Origin of the sequence: Catellatospora sichuanensis (genome assembly GCF_007483665.1) — a bacterium.
GTDB classification, from domain to species: domain Bacteria; phylum Actinomycetota; class Actinomycetes; order Mycobacteriales; family Micromonosporaceae; genus Catellatospora; species Catellatospora sichuanensis.
Map to the genome: position 1 here is coordinate 234,672 of NZ_VIQO01000002.1, position 19,887 is coordinate 254,558.

The 19,887-nt window shown below is 70.5% G+C and carries 16 protein-coding genes; 13 read left to right on the forward strand and 3 right to left on the reverse strand.

The window, feature by feature from the left end:
• The first annotated feature begins 38 nt into the window (after window positions 1-38).
• The 8 genes from FLL47_RS18750 to FLL47_RS18785 all read left to right on the forward strand — a co-directional run bounded on the left by FLL47_RS18750 (window position 39) and on the right by FLL47_RS18785 (window position 10,441).
• Complete coding sequence (locus FLL47_RS18750) at window positions 39-1,172, forward strand: GuaB3 family IMP dehydrogenase-related protein (RefSeq protein ID WP_144121820.1); 1,134 nt, start codon at window positions 39-41, stop codon at window positions 1,170-1,172.
• A 136-nt stretch (window positions 1,173-1,308) separates the two neighbouring features.
• On the forward strand, window positions 1,309-2,736 hold the full coding sequence (locus FLL47_RS18755) for a M1 family metallopeptidase (protein WP_144121821.1): 1,428 nt from the start codon (window positions 1,309-1,311) through the stop codon (window positions 2,734-2,736).
• 234 nt (window positions 2,737-2,970) lie between these two features.
• Window positions 2,971-4,614: an FAD-dependent oxidoreductase gene (locus tag FLL47_RS18760; protein ID WP_144121822.1), complete on the forward strand. Its 1,644-nt coding sequence runs from the start codon at window positions 2,971-2,973 to the stop codon at window positions 4,612-4,614.
• 91 nt (window positions 4,615-4,705) lie between these two features.
• Complete coding sequence (locus FLL47_RS18765) at window positions 4,706-5,461, forward strand: DUF3152 domain-containing protein (protein ID WP_144121823.1); 756 nt, start codon at window positions 4,706-4,708, stop codon at window positions 5,459-5,461.
• A gap of 27 nt (window positions 5,462-5,488) precedes the next feature.
• Entirely contained in the window at window positions 5,489-7,042 is a 1,554-nt protein-coding gene (gene guaA / locus FLL47_RS18770) for a glutamine-hydrolyzing GMP synthase (RefSeq protein ID WP_144121824.1), read from the forward strand.
• A 164-nt stretch (window positions 7,043-7,206) separates the two neighbouring features.
• Window positions 7,207-8,166 (forward strand): NUDIX hydrolase, encoded by a 960-nt coding sequence (locus FLL47_RS18775; RefSeq protein ID WP_144121825.1) that lies wholly within the window; start codon window positions 7,207-7,209, stop codon window positions 8,164-8,166.
• 154 nt (window positions 8,167-8,320) lie between these two features.
• Window positions 8,321-9,253, forward strand: a complete 933-nt coding sequence (locus tag FLL47_RS18780) for an NUDIX domain-containing protein (protein ID WP_144121826.1) — start codon at window positions 8,321-8,323, stop codon at window positions 9,251-9,253.
• A 294-nt stretch (window positions 9,254-9,547) separates the two neighbouring features.
• The gene (locus tag FLL47_RS18785) at window positions 9,548-10,441 is read left to right on the forward strand and encodes a CDP-alcohol phosphatidyltransferase family protein (RefSeq protein ID WP_222106119.1); all 894 of its coding nucleotides are present in this window, start codon (window positions 9,548-9,550) and stop codon (window positions 10,439-10,441) included.
• Between the two features lie 266 nt (window positions 10,442-10,707).
• On the opposite strand, the gene FLL47_RS18790 is transcribed toward FLL47_RS18785, so the two are convergent.
• The 3 genes from FLL47_RS18790 to FLL47_RS18800 form a co-directional block, all read right to left on the reverse strand.
• The gene (locus FLL47_RS18790; RefSeq protein WP_144121827.1) at window positions 10,708-11,964 is read right to left on the reverse strand and encodes a phosphatidylserine decarboxylase; all 1,257 of its coding nucleotides are present in this window, start codon (window positions 11,962-11,964) and stop codon (window positions 10,708-10,710) included.
• A gap of 102 nt (window positions 11,965-12,066) precedes the next feature.
• Window positions 12,067-12,333, reverse strand: a complete 267-nt coding sequence (locus tag FLL47_RS18795) for a hypothetical protein (protein WP_144121828.1) — start codon at window positions 12,331-12,333, stop codon at window positions 12,067-12,069.
• Window positions 12,330-13,643, reverse strand: coding sequence for a PspC domain-containing protein (locus FLL47_RS18800; protein ID WP_144121829.1), 1,314 nt, complete (start codon window positions 13,641-13,643; stop codon window positions 12,330-12,332). Before FLL47_RS18800 ends, FLL47_RS18795 begins: the two co-directional genes overlap by 4 nt.
• 148 nt (window positions 13,644-13,791) lie before the next feature.
• On the opposite strand from FLL47_RS18800, the gene FLL47_RS18805 reads away from it, so the two are divergent.
• The 5 genes from FLL47_RS18805 to FLL47_RS18825 all read left to right on the forward strand — a co-directional run bounded on the left by FLL47_RS18805 (window position 13,792) and on the right by FLL47_RS18825 (window position 19,887).
• A complete protein-coding gene (locus FLL47_RS18805) occupies window positions 13,792-15,027 on the forward strand; it encodes an ATP-binding protein (protein WP_144122047.1) in 1,236 nt (411 codons plus the stop codon).
• Window positions 15,028-15,307: 280 nt separating this feature from the next.
• Entirely contained in the window at window positions 15,308-15,982 is a 675-nt protein-coding gene (locus FLL47_RS18810) for a response regulator (protein ID WP_144121830.1), read from the forward strand.
• Window positions 15,983-16,233: 251 nt separating this feature from the next.
• Entirely contained in the window at window positions 16,234-17,868 is a 1,635-nt protein-coding gene (locus FLL47_RS18815; RefSeq protein ID WP_144121831.1) for a peptide ABC transporter substrate-binding protein, read from the forward strand.
• Window positions 17,869-18,005: 137 nt separating this feature from the next.
• Window positions 18,006-18,914, forward strand: coding sequence for an ABC transporter permease (locus FLL47_RS18820; RefSeq protein ID WP_144121832.1), 909 nt, complete (start codon window positions 18,006-18,008; stop codon window positions 18,912-18,914).
• A complete protein-coding gene (locus FLL47_RS18825) occupies window positions 18,907-19,887 on the forward strand; it encodes an ABC transporter permease (protein ID WP_144121833.1) in 981 nt (326 codons plus the stop codon). Before FLL47_RS18820 ends, FLL47_RS18825 begins: the two co-directional genes overlap by 8 nt.

Below are 19,887 nucleotides of genomic sequence, written 5' to 3' on the forward strand. Positions count from 1 at the left end.
GTCTGCGAAGCTGAAGAGAACCGCGGAGAGGATCCACTGTGCGTGACATCGTCGAGATCGGCATGGGGAAGACCGCCCAGCGCGGCTACCACCTGGATGACATCGCGATCGTGCCGAGCCGCCGTACCCGCGATGTGGACGACGTCTCGACGAACTGGCAGCTCGACGCGTACAAGTTCGGCATCCCGTGCGTGGCGCACCCGTCCGACGCGATCATGAGCCCGGCCAGCGCGGTCGCGCTGGGCCGGCTGGGCGGGCTGGGCGTGCTCAACGTCGAGGGCCTGTGGACCCGGTACGAGGACCCGCGCAAGCAGCTCGAAGCGCTGGCCGAGGCCGGCGACGAGGAGAACCTGACCGCCCGGCTGCAGCAGCTCTACGCCGCCGAGCCGATCAAGCCGGAGCTGATCGCGGAGCGGGTGCGTGAGATGCGCGCGCTCGCGGGCGACGGCAACGTCACCGTGGCGGTGCGGGTGTCCCCGCAGCACACCCTGGCGCTCGCCCCGGTCATCCTCGACTCGGGCGTGGACCTGCTGGTCATCCAGGGCACCATCGTGTCGGCGGAGCACGTCTCCACGGTGGACGAGCCGCTGAACCTCAAGGAGTTCATCGCCGACCTGGACCTGCCGGTCATCGTCGGCGGCTGCACCAATTACCAGACGGCGCTGCACCTGATGCGCACCGGCGCGGCGGGCGTCATCGTCGGCATCGGCGCGGACCACCTGACCACCAGCGAGGCCGTGCTCGGCATCCGGGTGCCGATGGCCAGCGCGATCGCCGACGCGGCGGCGGCGCGCCGCGACTACCTGGACGAGACCGGCGGCCGGTACGTGCACCTGATCGCCGACGGCGACCTGCACACCTCCGGCGACATCGCCAAGGCGCTGGGCTGCGGCGCGGACGCGGTCATGCTCGGCGCGCCGCTGTCGCTGGCCGAGGGCATGCCCGGCAACGGCCTGTGGTGGCACCCGTCGGCCAGCCACCCGAAGCTGCCGCGCGGCTCGATCGGGCTGACCCCCGAGCCGCTCGGCTCGCTGGAGCAGCTGCTCTACGGCCCGGCGACCGACCCCGACGGCCTGCTGAACCTGTTCGGCGGCCTCAAGCGGGCGATGGCCAAGTGCGGCTACCGCGACCTGAAGGAGTTCCAGAAGGTCGGCCTGCTGCTCGACAACTGAGCCCGGCATCTGTTCGACCGAAGCCCCGCCGCTGCCGTTCGCGCAGCCCGGCGGGGCTTCGTGCAGGTTGAGCGCCGAGTCGCCGTACGGCGTCGGCGGCGGCGGTTAGGGTGGATGCTCTACGGCGGGAGGTCGCATGGTCAGGCGTACGTGGGTCGTGGCGGCGGCGGTCACGGCCGCGCTGCTGGGTGGGTGCTCGGGTCCGACCCGGCCCCTGTTCGTCGAAGAGCAGCCCTTCCCCGACCCGGTCTCCGTGCCGGTCAACCTGGCCGGCGCCGGCGACCCCTACTTTCCCGGCTACGGCAACGGCGGCTACGACGTCTCGGCGTACGACCTGAAGATCAAGTATGAACCGCAGACGGACAAGCTGGCCGGCGTCGCCACGGTGACCGCCACCGCCACCACCGAGCTGTCGAAGTTCCACCTCGACCTGCACGGCCTCGTCGTCGACAAGATCACTGTGGACGGCGCGGCGGCGACCTCGACCCGGCAGGGCGACGAGCTGGTCATCACCCCGGCCGCCCCGGTCGGGACCGGCAAGCAGTTCGTCACCGTCGTCACCTACGGCGGCGTGCCCAAGGCGATCACCGCGCCCGACCTCGGCATCACCGGCTTCCTGACCACTCCCGACGGCGCGTTCACCCTCGGCGAGCCCGAGTCGGCGACCACCTGGTTCCCGGTCAACGACCACCCCAAGGACAAGGCGCTGTACGCCATCGAGCTGACCGTGCCCGGCGACCTCGACGCCATCAGCAACGGTCTGCTCGAAGGCAAGTCCACCAAGGACGGCTGGACCAGCTGGCGCTGGCGGGTCACCTCGCCGATGGCGCCCTACCTGGCCACCTTCGTGATCGGCGACTACCGCACGGTCGAGGGCACGCACAAGGGCAAGCCGGTGCTGACCGCGATCGCCGAGTCGCTGCCCAAGGGAAACATCGACGAGGCGATGGCGCAGACCACCGAGATCACCGACTTCCTGGAGCAGTACTTCGGGCCCTACCCGTTCGACGCCTACGGCGGCATCGTCATCGACGACGAGCGGGTGCGCTACGCGCTGGAGACGCAGACCCGGCCGGTCTACTCGAACGCGTTCTGGAGCCGTGGACAGAACACCATCGTGGTCGCCCACGAGCTGGCCCACCAGTGGTTCGGCGACAGCGTGTCGGTGGACCGCTGGGAGCACATCTGGCTCAACGAGGGTTTCGCGACGTACGCCCAGTGGATGTGGGGCGAGAAGATCGGCGTGTCCACGATCCAGGAGGAGTTCGACTCCCGGTACGACGACCCCGGCAGCCGGATCTGGGACATCGCCCCCGGCTCGCCCGGCGCCGACAACATCTTCTCCGGCAGCGTCTACGACCGGGGCGGGATGACCCTGCACGCGCTGCGCAAGCTCGTCGGCGACGACAAGTTCTTCGAGATCCTGAAGACCTGGGCCGCCGAGCAGCGCGACGGCAACGCCAACACCAGCGAGTTCATCACCCTCGCCGAGCGCATCAGCGGCCAGCACCTGGGCGACTTCTTCCAGAAGTGGCTCTTCGAAACCGGCCGCCCGGCCCAGTGACCCCCGGGCTCTGCGCCCGGCGCGGGCGTGGGCCGCACCAGCGGGCAAGGGTATGTGTATTCCGACGGCGAGTGCTCGTTTCGGGACGCTGAAGCGTCCCGAAACGAGCACGCCGCACCGGCATACACGCCGGGAGCCGGAGCCGCGTCTATGCCTGCTGCCACCGCCGCGCCGAGAAGTGCGGACCGAAGGTGACCTCTTCCGCTTAGTTAACTGGCCGGTAATAATCTCGCCATGCGCTACGACGTGGTGGTGATCGGCTCCGGGTTCGGCGGGAGCGTGGCGGCGCTGCGGCTGGCCGAGAAGGGTTACTCGGTGGCCGTCCTGGAGGCGGGTCGGCGCTTCGCCGACCAGGACTTCCCGAAGACCAGCTGGCGGCTGCGGCGTTTCCTGTGGGCCCCTGCATTGGGCTGCTACGGCATCCAGCGGATCACTTTGCTGCGTCCGGACAAGGGACACGACGGTGCGGGTGTGCTCGTCCTGTCAGGCGCGGGCGTCGGCGGCGGCTCGCTCGTCTACGCCAACACGCTGTACCGGCCGCTGGACGCGTTCTATCAGGACCCGCAGTGGCGCGACATCACCGACTGGCAGGCCGAGCTGGCCCCGCACTACGACACCGCGGAGCGGATGCTCGGGGTGACCGTCTACGACCGGACCACTCCGGCCGACGAGGCGATGCGCAAGGTCGCCGAGCGCATGGGCGTCGGTGGGACGTTCCATCCCACCCCGGTCGGCGTCTTCCTCGGTATGCCGGGCCAGTCCGTGCCGGACCCGTACTTCGACGGCAAGGGGCCGGCGCGGGCAGGCTGCCTGCACTGCGGCGAGTGCATGACCGGCTGTCGCCACAACGCGAAGAACACGCTGGTCAAGAACTACCTGTGGCTGGCCGAGCAGGCCGGTGCGCAGATCTTCCCGATGTCTACGGTCACTGCCGTGAAGCCGCTCGAGGGGGGCGGCTACCGGGTCGAGCTGGCCAGGACCGGGGCGCGGTTCGGCCGTCGTCGTCGGGCGGCCGGCGGCGGCGTGCTCGAGGCCGGGCAGGTGGTGTTCGCGGCGGGCGCGCTGGGCACGCAGCGGCTGCTGCACAGCATGAAGGCCTCAGGTGACCTGCCGAAACTGTCGGACCGGCTGGGCGCGCTGACCCGGACCAACTCCGAGTCGCTGGTCGGCGCGACCGTGCTGCCGGGCCAGGCCCGCAAGCGGGGGCTGAAGTACACCGAGGGTGTGGCGATCACGAGTTCGTTCCATCCGGACGAGCGGACGCACATCGAGCCGGTGCGCTACGGCAAGGGCTCCAACTCGATGGGGCTGCTGCAATCGGCGCTGACCGACGGCGGGCCGGGTCGCGGGCGGCGCTGGGCGGCTGCGATGTTCCGGTGGCCGTTCGCCTACCTGCGGGCAATGTCGGTGCGCGACTGGTCCAACCGCACCATCATCGCGCTGGTCATGCAGTCGGCGGACAACTCGCTGACGGTGCGGCTGCGGCGCGGAGGCCTGCGCTCGACGCAGGGCCACGGCGCGCCGAACCCGACGTGGATCCCGGCGGGCAACGAGGCGGTGCGCCTGCTGGCCGAGGAGATCGGCGGGCTGCCCGGCGGGGCGCTGCCGGAGGTGCTCGACATTCCGCTCACCGCGCACATCCTCGGCGGGGCCGTCATCGGGGCGGACGCCGAACACGGCGTCGTGGACCCGTACCAGCGGGTCTTCGGGCATCCTGGGCTGCACGTCGCCGACGGCGCCGCGGTCGCCGCGAACCTGGGCGTGAACCCGTCACTGACCATCACCGCGCAGGCCGAGCGGGCGTTCGCGGCGTGGCCGGCGAAGGGGGAGCCGGATCGGCGGCCGCCGCTGGGCGAGCCGTACCGGAGGCTGGGCTGACCCGCCGACGGCCCGTTCGCGGAAGGAGTGGATCAGGTTTGGGCGCGGGACCACCTCCACAGGAACGGTCCGCCCGCATAAGGTGATCGCCATGGGGAGGATCTTCACCGCTCGTATGACGACGGTCGCCGTGCTGGCGCTGGCGCTGGCCGGGTGCGGCACGGCCGCGCGGCCCGAGTTCCAGCCGGCCGCGTCGCCGCAGCCGATGCCGTCGGTGGAGCCGTCGGCCGACGAGCCGTCGCCGTCCCCGTCGGCCAAACGGTCGCCGAAGCCGGCCAAGAACGCCGCCGTGCTGGAGCGCGGCGAGGGCACCTTCACCACCGCCGCGGGCAGCTCGCCGGTCGTCGGCGACGCCGGCACCCTGCGCCGGTATCAGGTGCAGGTGGAGGAGGGCATCACCGCGTTCGACCCGGACGGCTTCGCGGCCGTGGTGGATGAGGTGCTGGCCGACGAGCACAGCTGGATCGCCTCGAAGAAGTGGCGCTTCCAGCGGGTCACCGCGGGCGCGAGCGCGAACTTCCGCATCATGCTGTCCACGCCCGGCACCACCGACCGGCTCTGCGCCAAGGCCGGACTGCAGACCAACGGCATCTTCTCCTGCCGGTACGGCGACAATGTGGTGATCAACCTGCGGCGCTGGACCAACGGCGCGGACGGGTTCACCGACATGGACGTGTACCGGCACATGGTCATCAACCACGAGGTGGGCCACTTCCTGGGCAAGGGCCACGTCAACTGCCCCGGCAAGGGCAAGCTCGCGCCGGTGATGCAGCAGCAGACCAAGTCGCTGCAGGGCTGCAAGCCCAACCCGTACCCGTACCCGGACGGGGTCCACTACGTGGGGTGACCTGCGTCGCACCCTAAGATTGACTGCATGACGACGCCTCGCCCCGTCCTGGTGGTTGACTACGGTGCCCAGTACGCCCAGCTCATCGCCCGTCGGGTGCGGGAGGCGCGGGTCTACTCCGAGATCGTGCCGCACTCGATGCCGGTCGAGGAGATGATGCGCAAGAACCCGGCCGCGATCATCCTTTCCGGCGGCCCGTCCAGCGTGTACGAGCAGGGCGCCCCGCAGGTCGACGCGGGTCTGTTCGACCAGGGCGTGCCGGTGTTCGGCATCTGCTACGGCTTCCAGGCGATGGCCGCGGCGCTGGGCGGCACGGTCAGCCACACCGGCCTGCGGGAGTTCGGCGGCACCGTGGTCGACGCGCAGCCCGAGGCGGGCGTGCTCTTCGCCGGGCTGCCCGCGCGCCAGGACGTGTGGATGAGCCACGGCGACTGCGTCAGTGCCGCCCCGGCCGGCTTCACCGTCACCGCTGCCTCGCCCGGCGCACCGGTCGCCGCGTTCGAGGACGTCAGCCGCGGTTTCGCCGGGGTGCAGTTCCACCCCGAGGTCGCGCACACCCCGTACGGCCAGCGCCTGCTGGAGAAGTTCCTGCACGACGTGGCCGGCATCGAGCCGACCTGGACCATGGGCAACGTCATCGACGACCAGGTGGCCGCGATCCGCGCCCAGGTCGGCGACGCCGAGGTGATCTGCGGCCTGTCCGGCGGTGTCGACTCGGCGGTGGCCGCGGCGCTCGTGCACAAGGCCGTCGGCGACCAGTTGACCTGTGTCTTCGTCGACCACGGCCTGCTGCGCGCGGGTGAGGCCGAGCAGGTCGAGCGCGACTACGTCGCCGCGACCGGCATCAAGCTCAAGGTGGTCGACGCGACCGAGCGTTTCCTCGGCGCGCTGGCCGGGGTCACCGACCCGGAGGCCAAGCGCAAGATCATCGGCCGGGAGTTCATCCGGGTCTTCGAGGCGGCGGCCCGCGAGATCGCCACCGCGGGCGACGTGCGCTTCCTGGTCCAGGGCACGCTCTACCCCGACGTGGTGGAGTCCGGCGGCGGCACCGGCACCGCCAACATCAAGAGCCACCACAACGTGGGCGGCCTGCCCGACGACCTCAAGTTCGACCTGGTCGAGCCGCTGCGCATGCTGTTCAAGGACGAGGTGCGGGCGCTGGGCGCGAGCCTGGGCCTGCCGGAGGAGATGGTCTGGCGGCACCCGTTCCCGGGGCCGGGCCTGGCCATCCGGATCATCGGCGAGGTCAACCGGCACAACCTCGACATCCTGCGCGCGGCCGACCTGATCGCCCGCCAGGAGCTCACCGCGTCGGGGCTGGACCGCGACGTGTGGCAGTTCCCGGTGGTGCTGCTGGCCGACGTGCGCTCGGTCGGCGTGCAGGGCGACGGCCGCACCTACGGCCACCCGGTGGTGCTGCGCCCGGTCTCCAGCGAGGACGCGATGACCGCCGACTGGTCGCGTCTGCCGTACGACCTCATCGCCCGGATCTCGACCCGGATCACCAACGAGGTGCGGGAGATCAACCGGGTGACGCTGGACGTGACGAGCAAGCCGCCGGGCACCATCGAATGGGAGTGAATCCCGCTTTCTGCTGATCGAGGCCTCACCCTTACCGGGTGGGGCCTTTGATCACTTCTGGGGTAGGCCGAACGGCCGGTGCAAATCATTTCATAACGGTGGAAACATGATCGTAAAATCGGACATCTTGTCGTGATCTTCTCGCCGGGGGAGAATGGTTTCTCGTGACCACCGCGCTGGAGCCGTTGCGGCGGATCGCCGCCTACGCCGTCATCACCAACGAGACCGGCCAGGTACTCCTGGTCCGGGCCTCCATGCAGTCCGGTACGCCGGGCGTGTGGTCCCTGCCTGGCGGGGCAGTGGACCACGGCGAGCATCCCAATGACACCGTCGTCAGGGAGACCGCCGCCGAGACCGGGTTGAGCGTGGCCGTGACCGGGCTGCGTGACGTCCTGGCCGACATCCGGGCGCTGCCGCACCGCGGCGTCACCATCCACACCGACCGCGTCATCTACGCGGCCCGGGTTCGCGGCGGCGCGCTGCGGGAGCGCGTCGACCAGCCCACCGACCTGGTGCGCTGGCTCAGCCCCGAGGAGGCGGCCCTGCTGCCGCTGCGGCCGTTCACGGCGGGCGCGCTGGGCGTCACCGAGGCGGCGATCGACCTGCTGCCCGACGAGGTGCCCGACTTCCCGTCCTTCTTCGCCGCACCGGGCCCGGACGGGCTGCACCGCGCGCAGCGCTTCGCGGCGTACGCCGTGGTCACCGACCGTATGCAGCGGGTGCTGCTGACCCGGATCGCGGCCAACTACCCGGGTGCGGGCAAGTGGCACCTGCCCGGCGGCGGCACCGACTACGGCGAGCAGCCCGGCGTCGCCCTGATCCGCGAGCTGGTCGAGGAGACGGGCCAGCGCGGCCGGCTCGGCGAGCTGCTCGGGGTGGCCAGCCACCGCGACCCGGCCTCGCTGGGTCCGGAGGGCTACCCCATCGACTGGCACGGCGTGCGGGCCTTCTACCGGGTCCGCGTCGACCGGGCCACCAAGCCCAAGGTGTACGACGTCGGCGGCTCGACCGCCGAGGCCCGCTGGGTCACCAAGGACGAGCTGGGAGAACTCGGCCCGGAGGACGTCACCGAGGTCACCGCCGAAGCGCTGAAGGCGGCCTCGCTGGACCACCAGGTGGGCTGACCGGCCGTGTCGTGGGCGCCCGATAGCCTGTCGTGGTGAGCGGGCGCAGCGAGCGGATCATGATGCTCGGTCATGCCGCCGACGAGCGTCAGCGAGGAGAAGGCGGTTCATGATGCTCGGTCATGCCGCCGACGAGCGTCAGCGAGGAGAAGGCATGGAGAAACGGCGGCGCATCGGGGCCTACGGCATAGCGCACGACGAGCGGGGCCGGCTGTTGCTGGTCCGCTCGTCGGCCAGGTCCAACTTCCCGGGCGTCTGGTTCCTGCCCGGCGGCGGCCTGGAGCACGGCGAGGACCCGGCGGCGGCCGTCGTCCGCGAGTTCCGGGAGGAGACCGGGCTGACCGCCCGGATCGCGGGCCTGCGCGAGGTGACCTCGGATCTCGTCGAGTTCCCGTGGCGCGGGGTGCTGCTGCACCACGACCGGATCATCTACGACATGGCGGTCACCGGCGGCGAGCTGACGGTGGAGACCGACGGCACCTCCGACCTGCCGGCCTGGATCGAGCCCTCCCGGCTCGGCTCGCTGGACCTCATTCCCTTCGCCTCCCGCACGCTCGGCCTGGAGACCGACGGCACCGCCACCGGGCAGCGGCCCGCCCGGCCCGACGAGGCAGGGGAGACCGGCCCCGACGGCCGCGACCTGGGCGGTGCCCGCAAGGTCGCCCGCTTCGGGGCGTACGGCGTGGTCACCGACCCGGCGGGCCGGGTGCTGCTGTCGCTGATCGCGGAGAACTACCCGGGCGCGGGCAAGTGGCACCTGCCCGGCGGTGGCACCGACTTCGGCGAGACCCCGGCGATCGGCCTGGTCCGCGAGGTCTTCGAGGAGTCGGCGCAGGTCGGCGAGGTGACCGAGCTGATCCGGGTGAACTCGACGCACAACCCCGCCGCGATGGGCCCCGAGGGCGAGCCCTACGACTGGTACGTCGTGCGCGCCGTGTACCGGGTCGTGGTGCCGGAGCCCACAGTGCCGTCCGTCACCGAGGCGGCCGGCGGTTCCACCGCGCAGGCCCGCTGGTTCACCCCCGCTGAACTGGCCGATATTCCGCTGACGGAGTCGGCTCACCGAGAATTGCGACATATTTCCTGATTGCCGCTGTCGGGTAGACTCGGATGCTGACAAGACGAACAGCCCCCGGAGCGCTTGTGCCCTCCGCGGGCGTATTGCCCCCGTCAGCAGGGACGGCGCATGAAGATCGCGCCGGGTATCGCCAAGGCACACGGACGTGTGCGATGGTGTAGGCCGCAAAAGCCGGTCGGTCCGCTGAGGCGGCGGAAAGGAACCGAAACCGGTATGGAGGGACGACACGTGCCGAGAGCCTTATGGCGTCGGCGTCGCTTGACGGACAGCCCGCGACCCGCGGGCCGCCAGTGGACCGGCCGCTTGCGTGCCGGTGGCTCCTTCGCCCGGCAGATGCTGCTGGTGCCGGTGGGCCGCCTGCGCAAGGCTGATCACTCCGTTGCGACGAGCACCGCGCTGCCTGGCCTTGACCCGGTCGAACTGCGCGCCATCGAACAGGCCGCCACGGCCGAGCCGGTGGAGCAGCCGACCCCGACCACGATCCCGCTGCTGCCGGGCGAGCGCACGCTCGACCGCCGCATCAAGTTCGCCCTCGTACAGGCCTGCACGCTGAGCAGCCTGCTGCTCGGCATGACCGCGATCTTCCTGGCGGTCACCCGGAACAACCCGATGTACGGCGCGCTCTGCCTGCTCGCCTGCATCACCTTTGACGGCCTCGACGGCGCCCTGGCCCGCAAGTTCGGCGTGGCCAGCCCGTTCGGCGTGCAGATGGACTCGCTGGGCGACATGACGTCGTTCGGCGTCGCCGCACCCGTCGTCGTGTTCGCCACGCTCCAGGGCACCGTGCCCACGCCGGTGCTCATCGCGGCCTGCGCCATGGTCGCCTGCTGCGCGGCGGTCCGGCTGGCCCGGTTCAACGTCTCGCCGAAGGACGGCCGCTTCTTCTGCGGCGTGCCGACCACCATGGCGGCGACCGTGCTGGCGGTGACCGTGCTGCTGAAGACCACGATGGGCAGCGCGCTGCCGGCCGGGGCGATGGTGTTCGGGGTGGTGCTGCTGGCCATCGCGATGGTCTCCAGCTTCCCGTATGCCAAGCTCGCGAAGGTGGTCAAGCTGCCGCCGACGCTGTTCCTGCTGCCGCTGGTCGGCCTGGTCTGGAACACGCAGGTCACCTTCGGCCTGCTGGTGCTGGTCTACCTGCTGAGCGGCCCGATCATCTGGGCCCGCCAGCGCAAGGCCACCGCCCGCATCGCCTGATCACAGATCCACACGGCGCCGCCCCGGTCCACTGGACCGGGGCGGCGCTCTGTTCGTGCTCCGCGCTGGGCGGGGCCACGTGCCCGGGGCGGGCGGCCCGGCACCGCCTCCGTCGCGTCGCGTCGCGCGCTTTCGATCGACGTTGGCCTATCACATCGACTTTGATCTACGTACGGTCGATGTGATAGGCCAACGTCTATGCAAAAAGCGGACCGGGGCCGCGCCGCAGCGTGCGGCTAGGCCCCGGTCCAGGGAAGCAGCGAAGGTCAGCGCAGGCGGGCGATGACCGTGGAGCCGCCGGAGACGCGGTCGCCGGGGGCGACCAGGGCCTCGGCCTTGTCCGCGGGCAGGTAGACGTCTGTGCGGGAGCCGAACCGGATCAGGCCGAACCGCTCGCCCTTGGCCAGCAGCGCGCCGATCGGGGCCCGCTGCACGATGCGGCGGGCGATCAGGCCGGTGCGCTGGGCGACCACGACCCGGCTGCGATCCGGCGTCTCCAGCACGGTGTACGCGGCCACGTTGTGCTCCGCCTCCGGCTTCATCGCGTTGGCGTACCCGCCGTCCTCGACGAAGTAGTCGACGACCTTGCCGGCCACCGGGGCCCGGTTGACGTGCACGTCGAGCACGGACAGGAACACCGCGATGCGCAGGAACTCCTCGTCGGCGAAGCGCTCGTCGTAGATGTGCTCCACGCTGAGGACCCTGCCGTCGGCCGAGGCGACGACCGCGCTCGGGTCGGCGGGCACGTCGCGCTCGGGGTCGCGGAAGAAGGCGGCCACGGGGGCGGCGAGCAGCGCGGGCAGCACCCACGCCTTCGACTTCGGCCGGGTGGCCTTCAGGAACGCGGCCGCGCCCAGCGCGATGCCGGCCGCCGCGACGCCGTTGGAGTCGATGTTCATGGTGCCGAACAGCGGCACGCTCGACGGGCGGAAGGCCGGGCCGAGCTTGGCGGCCACGGCCGGGTCGACGTCGGTGAAGCGCAGGCGGTGCACGCGCACCGGCGGGGTGTTGCGCAGCACCAGGTCGGAGCCGATGCCCTGGCGGGCGGCGATGCGGTCGAGCTCGTCGGTCGCCCCGCCGGACAGGCCGGGCAGCGCCACCGCGGCGATGATCAGCAGACCGCCCTCGGCGACGTACTTGCTGAGCTGCTCGACGGTGTTGCGCGCCTCCTCGCCGGAGCCGACCACCGGCTCGGCGACGATGACCAGGTCGGCGGCCTCGGCCGCGGTGAGGTCGTCGACGACCTTGACCCGCTCGGCCAGGAAGCTGCCCAGGGTCGCCAGGTGTCCCGCGACACTCGTGTCGGCCGCGACCACGGTGAGCTTGTCGCCCGGCAGCAGCGCGTCCAGCGCCTCGGCCAGCACCAGCGAGTCCGCGGACGCGCCGACCAGCAGGGCGGTCTTGGGGCCGGCGTGGCGGGCCAGCTCGGTGGTCAGGGTGCGAGCGGCCCGGTCGCCGATGCGGATCTTGCCGAGCGGGCCCAGCGCCGGGGTGCCGGGACGATCGGTCGGGTGTTGGCTCATCTGAGGTTGCTCCTCGTCGTCGTCGACCGGTGGTTCACCGGTCAGCATAGAGCGCCCCCCACCGCGGGCTCGCGCGGTGAGGGGCGCTTGGTGAGGTGGTGCTCAGTCGGCGCGCTCAGGCTCCGGCTCAACGGCGGGGGTCTCGGCCGCCTCCGGTGCCGGCTCGACCGCGGCCGGTTCGGTGGGGCGCCGGGGCGACAGCGCCCCGAGCACGGCCAGCACGCCCAGGATGATCAGGCCGCCGGCGATGAACCAGCCCAGCGAGGGCAGTTTCACGGTGGTCAGCTCACCGACCAGGAAGGCGCCTGCCACGAGCAGGAAGATGAGGCCGAAGAACAGCGAGACCGAATCGGTGCGGTGGTTCTTCACCGGATCACCTCCGCGTGACCGAGGTTGACGTCGAGTTCGAGGTGCAGCTTGCCGGGGCCCGGCTTGCCGTCGTCGCCGAGGCTGGTCTGGGTGTCGCGCTGCCCGGCCCCGCTGATGCTGCGGCCGAAGACGTCGGCGTCGGCGAGGTTGACCTTGGTGACGACGGTGACGTCGACGTCCGGCGGCAGGATGACCTTCAGGCCGCCACCGGTGATCTGCGCGGTCACCTGCACGTCCTTGCCGGTCAGGTCGAGCCCGGTCAGGTCGAGGGTGGCTTCGCCGAAGCGGTGCTCGTACCGGTCGTGCAGCTCGTCCATCGTGGTGGGCATCCAGGTGACGCTGCCGGCCTGGGTGCGCTCGCGGCTCCAGTCGCTGCCCGCGGCGACCATCGGCAGCACCAGGGCGAGCACGATGCCGATCAGGATGTAGCCGCGGGCCCGGCCGAACCAGGCGCCGATGACCAGTCCGAGACCCACCACGGCCAGCGCGGTCGCCACGTAGATGCTGCCCGGCACGGAGCGGCCGGTCATGTCGACCATGGCCAGGCCGCCGAGCGTGACCATGGCCAGCCCGAAGATCAGCCGGCCGAGCCGGGACGGCTCCCGCTTCACCTTGAGCGGTTTGAGCGGGGGCGGCGGGGGCGGCGGCGCGGCGGGTGCGTACGGCCCGTGCGGGGCGAACGGGGGCCGGTAACCGGTGGGCTCCCCCGGCGGCACGGGCACGGTCACCGCGGAGGGCACGGGTGCGGCGGCCGGCACGGTGACCGGTGCCGCCGCGTAGTCCGGGGGCAGGTAGGTCGCGCCGGGCCGGCTGCGCGGCGGCTGGCCGCCGGTCGTGTTGCGGCTCACCACGAGCGCAGCGATGACCAGCCCGATCGCGGCGATGACGGCAACCTCGAAGCTGTCGGTGACCGCGCCGATCATGATCACCGTGAGTACGCCGATCACCAGCGTCAGCGTGGACGAGGTGCCCGAGTAGCCGCGGCCGAACAGCGCCTCGACCGGCGACGAGGAGTCGCCCTCAGCCGGGGTGAGCAGCCAGGCCGCCAGGTAGATGACGATGCCCACACCGAACACGGCGAGCACGCCGATCAGTACCCGCCACAGCAGCGGGTCGGTCTTGGTGGCGCGGCCCAGCGCGCCGCACACGCCGGCCAGGTACCGGCCGTGCCGCGGCCGGATCAGGCCGTACGGCGCCGCCCAGGAGACATAGGGGGAGGATTCGCCCGGGGGAGGGGGTGGAGCCTGCGCCGCGGGCGGAGCCTCCGCGGAGGGCGCCGCGCCGGGGGGCGTCGGGGTCTCATCGCTCATGCTGTCGATAGTCCCGCTGAGCTGGCCTGACCTGCCTCAGGCGGCGACCCTGAGCGGACCCTGAGAATGTGTGGCGGCCCATCTCCGGGGCCTCACCCGTGGGCGATGGCATCCACCTCGTGAAACCATCGACCCTGTGCAGCCCTCCGTGCCCGACTTCCCCCGCCTGACCCGCTCCCGTTCCGACCGCCTGGTCGCCGGGGTGGCCGGGGGCATCGCCGCGAACGTACGGCTGTCACCCACGCTGATCCGGATCGCCTTCGTGCTGCTGCTGCCGATCAACGGCCTGGGCGCGCTGCTGTACGCCGCCTTCTGGGCCGTGCTGCCCGCCGGGCCGGGGGAGACCCGGCCCCGCTCGCTGCTGCGGCTGGCCCCCTTCGTGCTGGCCGGGCTGGCGCTGATGACGATCAGCACGCTGATCAACCACAACGGCGGCATCGGGATGACCGTCGGCTGGCTGGTCGCCCTGGTCGCGGTCGGCGCGGGCATCATCTGGCACCAGAGCGACCCGGACCGCCGCCAGCGCTGGTCCGACGAGTCGCCGTCGGCGCCCTGGCTGGCCGCCCTCTCCGACGGGGACCGCAGGATCTACCTGCTGCGTTTCCTGGCCGGCGGGGTGCTGGTCGCGGTGGGCATCCTCGGGCTGGTCTTCCTCTACTCCCCGGTCGCCAACGTCTCCTGGGCGGACATGTGGCGGGCGATCGCGTTCGCGCTGGTGGCGCTCGCCGGGGTGGGCCTGGTGGCGGCGCCCGTGCTGTGGCGCACGCTGACCGCGCTGCGTGCCGAGCGCGAGGGCCGCATCCGCGAGCAGGAACGCGCGGAACTGGCCGCGATGGTGCACGACCAGGTGCTGCACACGCTCGCGCTGATCCAGCGCAACGCGGGCGACCCGGCGGCGGTGCAGCGCATCGCCCGCGGCCAGGAGCGCAGCCTGCGCAACTGGCTCTACCAGCCAACCGGTTCGCCGACCGAGCACTTCGCCGCGGCGCTCCAGCAGGCGGCCGCGGAGGTGGAGGACACCTACGGCATCGCGGTGGAGGCGGTGGTGGTGGGTGACCGCATGGTGGACGACAAGGTTTCCGCGATCGTGGCCGCGGCGCGCGAGGCCCTGGTCAACGCGGCCCGCCACGCCAAGGTCAAGACCGTGTCGTTGTACGCCGAGGCGGAGCCGACCATGCTGAGCGTGTTCGTCCGCGACCGCGGCACCGGGTTCGACCTCAACGGCGTCGAGGAGCGGCGGCACGGCGTCCGTGGTTCGATCATCGGGCGCATGTCGCGGCACGGCGGCCAGGCGGAGATCCGCAGCGAGGTCGGCGAGGGCACCGAGGTCAGGCTGACCATGGCGGTCACCTCGCCGAAGGAGCCGAAGGAGACGCCGGCATGAGCGGGCGGCGGCAGGCACGACAGGCATCGGGCATGGGCGAGCGCAGCGAGGAGCGGTCATGAGCGAGCGCAGCGAGGCAATCGTGTGGCACGGGTTGGCTCAGGCATGTGACGAGCGCAGCGAGGAGCAGGCATGAGCGAGCGCAGCGAGGGAATCGTGTGGCACGGGTTGGCTCAGGCATGTGACGAGCGCAGCGAGGAGCGGGCATGAGTGAGCGCAGCGAGGGAATCGTGTGGCACGGGTTGGCTCAGGCATGTGACGAGCGCAGCGAGGAGCGGGCATGAGCGAGCGCAGCGAGGCAGCGGACATGAGCGGGCAGCGGTTGCGGGTGTTCCTGGTCGACGACCACGGGATGTTCCGGGCGGGCGTGCGGGCCGAGCTCGGGGCGCACGTCGACGTGGTCGGCGAGGCGGCGACGGTGGCCCAGGCCGTGTCGATGATCGGCTCCGTGGTCCCGGACGTGGTGCTGCTGGACGTGCACATGCCGGACGGCGGGGGCCGCGCGGTGCTCGACGCGGTGCGCAAGACCCAACCGCAGGTGCGTTTCCTGGCGCTGTCGGTCTCCGACGCCGCCGAGGACGTGATCGGCCTGATCCGGGCGGGCGCGCGCGGCTACGTCACCAAGACGATCTCCCCGGACGACCTGGTGGACGCGATCCGGCGGGTGGCCGACGGCGATGCGGTCTTCTCGCCCCGGCTGGCCGGGTTCGTGCTGGACGCCTTCGCCGCGCGCCCGGATGCGCCCGTGGCCGACCCGGAGCTGGATCAGCTGACCAACCGGGAGCGCGAGGTGCTGCGGCTGCTGGCGCGGGGGTACGCGTACAAGGAGATCGCCAAGGAGCTGTTCATCTCCATCAAAACGGTGGAGACCCATGTCTCCAATGTGCTCCGAAAGCTGCAGATGTCCAACAGGTATGAATTGTCGCGTTGGGCCGCAGATCGACGCCTCGTGTAACTCTCGGTATCGCCCACAGGCTGGGATGCCAGTTACCAAAGTGTTTCGTTCCTCGATCGACTTCATGATCAACAGGCGCTATATCCGCTGGTCAAAAAGCTAGGTCGAGATGTGAAAATTTTCTTGACGGGATATCGGCGTCGTCCCGTATCGGTAACGGGTTGGTATCAGGCCCTTCCGGCGCGTGCTCGCGGGGTGCGAAAGTGTGGCCACCTCACACCCCCTCGTGAGACGCCTGAGGAGGCACACGCATGCGTGGGATTACCCCATGGAAGGTGGCAGTCGGTCTGACCGCTGTCGCCCTGGCCGCGGCCGGCTGCACCAACGAGCCTGGCACGACGCCGCCCCCCGCTGACGGTTCGTTCATCATGAGCTGGACCGAGCCGCAGAACCCGCTGGTCCCGTCCGGAACGTCGGAGACCGGCGGCGGTACCATCATCGACGCCCTGTTCACGGGTCTGACGAACTACGCTGCGGCCGACGCGAAGACCGAGATGGCCAACGCCGAATCGATCAAGTCGACCGACGGCGGCACCACCTGGACCGTCAAGCTCAAGTCGGGCTGGAAGTGGCACGACGGCACCCAGGTCACCGCGAAGAACTACGTGGACGCGTGGAACCACGCCGCCTACACGCCGAACGGCATGGTCAACGGCACCTTCTTCGCCGACATCAAGGGCTACGCCGACGTCACCAGCGTGGACCCGGACGACGACGGGCCGAAGCCGGCCCCGAAGCCGGCCAAGGACAAGATGGACGGCCTGAAGGTCATCGACGAGACCACGTTCGAGGTGACCCTGGGCGGCCCGTCGAACCTGTGGCCGATCAAGGTCGGTTACACGGCGTTCATGCCGCTGCCCGACGCGTTCTTCAAGGACCCGGCCGCCTTCGGCGCGAACCCGATCGGCAACGGCCCGTTCAAGATGAACGGCTGGACCAAGAACACCGAGCTCAAGGTCACCCGTTTCGACGACTACCAGGGCGCGGACAAGCCGAAGGTCAAGGACGTGACGTTCCGCGTCTACACCGACGACGCCGCGGCTTACGAGGACGTCAAGAACGGCACCATCGACTTCCAGCAGCAGGTCCCGCAGGCGAAGATCATCGGCGACCTGTACAAGGCGGACTTCCCGTCGGCCAGCAGCAACAAGGCGATCTCGGTGTCGTCCTTCATCGCGTTCCCGAGCTGGCTGCCGGGCTACAACGACCCGAAGGTCCGCCAGGCCCTCTCGATGGCGATCGACCGCAAGCTGATCGTCGAGAAGATCTTCAACAACACGCGCATCCCGATGAACGGGTGGGTCAACCCGAACATGGAGGGCTACAAGGACGGCTCGTGTGGCGAGTTCTGCACCTTCGACGCCGCCAAGGCCAAGACCCTGTTCGACTCGGCGACCACCAAGCCGACGGAGATCTCCCTGGCCTACAACGGTGACGCCTCGCACAAGCCGTGGGTCGACGCCGTCTGCAACAGCATCCAGACCGCGCTGGGCGTGCCGTGCGTGGGCAAGCCGTTCCCGACCTTCGGTGAGTTCCGCACCCTGGTCACCACCCAGAAGATGACGGGCATGTCCCGCGCCGCCTGGCAGGCTGACTACCCGCACATCGAGAACTGGCTGAACCCGCTGCTCAAGACGGGTGCCTCGTCCAACGACGGCAAGTTCTCGGACGCGGCCTTCGACGCCAAGCTGAAGGAGGCCGACGGCACCGCCGACCTCCCGGCCGCCACGAAGCTGTACCAGGACGCCGAGGCGATGCTGCCGGCGCTGATGCCGACCATCCCGCTGTGGCACACGTCGCAGCAGACCGTGTGGTCCGCGAAGCTCGCGACCGTCACCATCAACACCTTCGGCGAGCTGGACCTGGCCACCGTCACGGTCAAGTGAGCTAGGCACCGGATATGAACCGGCGTGCCGGGCCCTCGCGGGCGCGGCACGCCGGCGGTCCGACCCCCATGCCGTGGCGGCGACGTCGCGGCGTGCGGGGTCGGCCCTATCTCGGCGAGGCTCAGTGAGGAGTAGTCATGGGGCGATATGCCCTCCGCCGGTTGCTGCAGGCGATCCCTGTGTTCATCGGCACCACCTTTCTCATCTGGTTCCTGGTGTGGGGACTACCAGGTGACCCCTTCGCAGGCCGCTGCGGCGAGAAGCAGTGTCCCGCGGCGTACGTCAACTACATGACGGAAAAGTTCGGGCTCGACGACCCGCTTCCGGTGCAGTACCTGAACTACCTGAAGAACCTGGCCACCGGGAACTTCGGCCAGACGTTCAACGGCATCGAGATCGGCGAGCTGCTCGCGCAGGCCTTCCCCATCTCGATCAAGCTGGCGCTGGTCGCCGTCGCGGCCGAGGCGCTGATCGGCATCACCGCCGGCGTGCTCACCGGCCTGCGCCGGGGCAGCTTCCTCGACAACCTGGTGCTGGTGTCGACCCTGGTCCTCATCGCCCTGCCGATCTTCGTGATCGGTATCGTCGCGCGCTATGCGTTCGGCCTCGCCTCGGTGTCGCCGGAGGCGCCGTGGCACGAGCTGATCATTCCGGGACTCATCCTGGGCAGCGGCTCGCTGGCCTACATCACCCGGTTGACCCGGGTGAACATCGTGGAGAACCGCCGTGCCGACTACGTGCGCACCGCGGTCGCCAAGGGCCTGTCGCCCGGTCGTGTCACCGGCGTGCACCTGCTGCGCAACTCGATGATCCCCGTGGTCACCTGGCTCGGCCTCGACCTCGGTGCCCTCATGGGCGGTGCGATCGTCACCGAGGGCATCTTCAACATCCGCGGCATCGGCGGCCTGCTCTTCGGCGCCATCAGCCGGCGGGAGTCGGGCATCGTCGTCTCGATCGTGGCGATCCTGGTGCTCGTCTACCTCATCGTCAACCTGCTAGTCGACCTTCTGTACGGGGTCCTGGACCCGAGGATCCGCTATGAGTAGCCCGGAAGTGGCGACCGCCACCGCCGAGGCCGCCGTGGCGCCGGTGACCCCGGCGCCCGCCGAGCCCCCACGCAAGGACAAGCCCCGCAGCCTGTGGACGGACGCGTGGTACGAGCTGCGGCGCAAGCCGCTGTTCGTGATCTCCGCGATCATGATCACGATCTTCGTGCTGATGGCCGCGTTCCCATGGCTGTTCACCTCTGTCAGCCCGACCGAGGCCGACCTGAACCGGAGCCTGACGCCGCCCGACTTCGGCGCGTGGTTCCAGTTCGGCAAGGGCGGGCAGTTCGGATACGACCTGCAGGGCGCGGACGTCTACGCCCGGACGATCTACGGCGCCCGCGCCTCGATCGTGGTGGGCCTGTCCGCGGTGATCGGCAACATGCTGCTGGGCGGCTTCTTCGGCATCCTGAGCGGCTACCTGGGCGGCTGGACGGACGCGCTGCTGGCGCGGTTCGGCGACATCTTCCTGGGCCTGCCCTTCGTGCTGGGCGCGCTGGTCATCCTGTCGACCTTCGCCCCGGTGCAGAGCAGCCCGAGCGCGTTCCGGATCACCAGCCTGGTGATCGTCACGTTCATCACGCTGGGCTGGCCCTCGTTCGCCCGCATCATGCGGGCCGCGGTGCTGTCCACCAAGCAGCTGGACTTCGTGCACGCCGCCCAGGCGCTGGGCGCCCGACCGGGCCGGATCATCCTCCGGCACGTGCTGCCCAACGCCGTCGCGCCGATGGTCGTGGTCGGCACGATCACGCTGGGCGCCTACATCGGCGCCGAGGCGACCCTGTCCTTCCTCGGTGTCGGCCTGCGTGAGCCGGTCGTCTCGTGGGGCATCATGATCGGCGAGGCCCGGCAGCTCATGGAGGCCGCGCCGTACATGATGGCCTTCCCGGCCGCTTTCCTCGCCATCGCGGTGCTCAGTTTCGTCATGCTCGGCGATGCCGTGCGCGACGCCCTCGACCCGAAGCTGCGTTAG

Excerpts from the sequence above, each read along its gene's own strand:
- guaA (WP_144121824.1), top strand. The coding sequence starts at position 5,489 with ATGACGACGCCTCGCCCCGTCCTGGTGGTTGACTACGGTGCCCAGTAC.
- FLL47_RS18800 (WP_144121829.1), bottom strand. The coding sequence starts at position 13,643 with ATGAGCGATGAGACCCCGACGCCCCCCGGCGCGGCGCCCTCCGCGGAG.
- FLL47_RS18765 (WP_144121823.1), top strand. The coding sequence starts at position 4,706 with ATGGGGAGGATCTTCACCGCTCGTATGACGACGGTCGCCGTGCTGGCG.
- FLL47_RS18810 (WP_144121830.1), top strand. The coding sequence starts at position 15,308 with ATGAGCGAGCGCAGCGAGGCAGCGGACATGAGCGGGCAGCGGTTGCGG.
- FLL47_RS18815 (WP_144121831.1), top strand. The coding sequence starts at position 16,234 with ATGCGTGGGATTACCCCATGGAAGGTGGCAGTCGGTCTGACCGCTGTC.
- FLL47_RS18760 (WP_144121822.1), top strand. The coding sequence starts at position 2,971 with ATGCGCTACGACGTGGTGGTGATCGGCTCCGGGTTCGGCGGGAGCGTG.
- FLL47_RS18780 (WP_144121826.1), top strand. The coding sequence starts at position 8,321 with ATGGAGAAACGGCGGCGCATCGGGGCCTACGGCATAGCGCACGACGAG.
- FLL47_RS18820 (WP_144121832.1), top strand. The coding sequence starts at position 18,006 with ATGGGGCGATATGCCCTCCGCCGGTTGCTGCAGGCGATCCCTGTGTTC.
- FLL47_RS18755 (WP_144121821.1), top strand. The coding sequence starts at position 1,309 with ATGGTCAGGCGTACGTGGGTCGTGGCGGCGGCGGTCACGGCCGCGCTG.
- FLL47_RS18825 (WP_144121833.1), top strand. The coding sequence starts at position 18,907 with ATGAGTAGCCCGGAAGTGGCGACCGCCACCGCCGAGGCCGCCGTGGCG.
- FLL47_RS18790 (WP_144121827.1), bottom strand. The coding sequence starts at position 11,964 with ATGAGCCAACACCCGACCGATCGTCCCGGCACCCCGGCGCTGGGCCCG.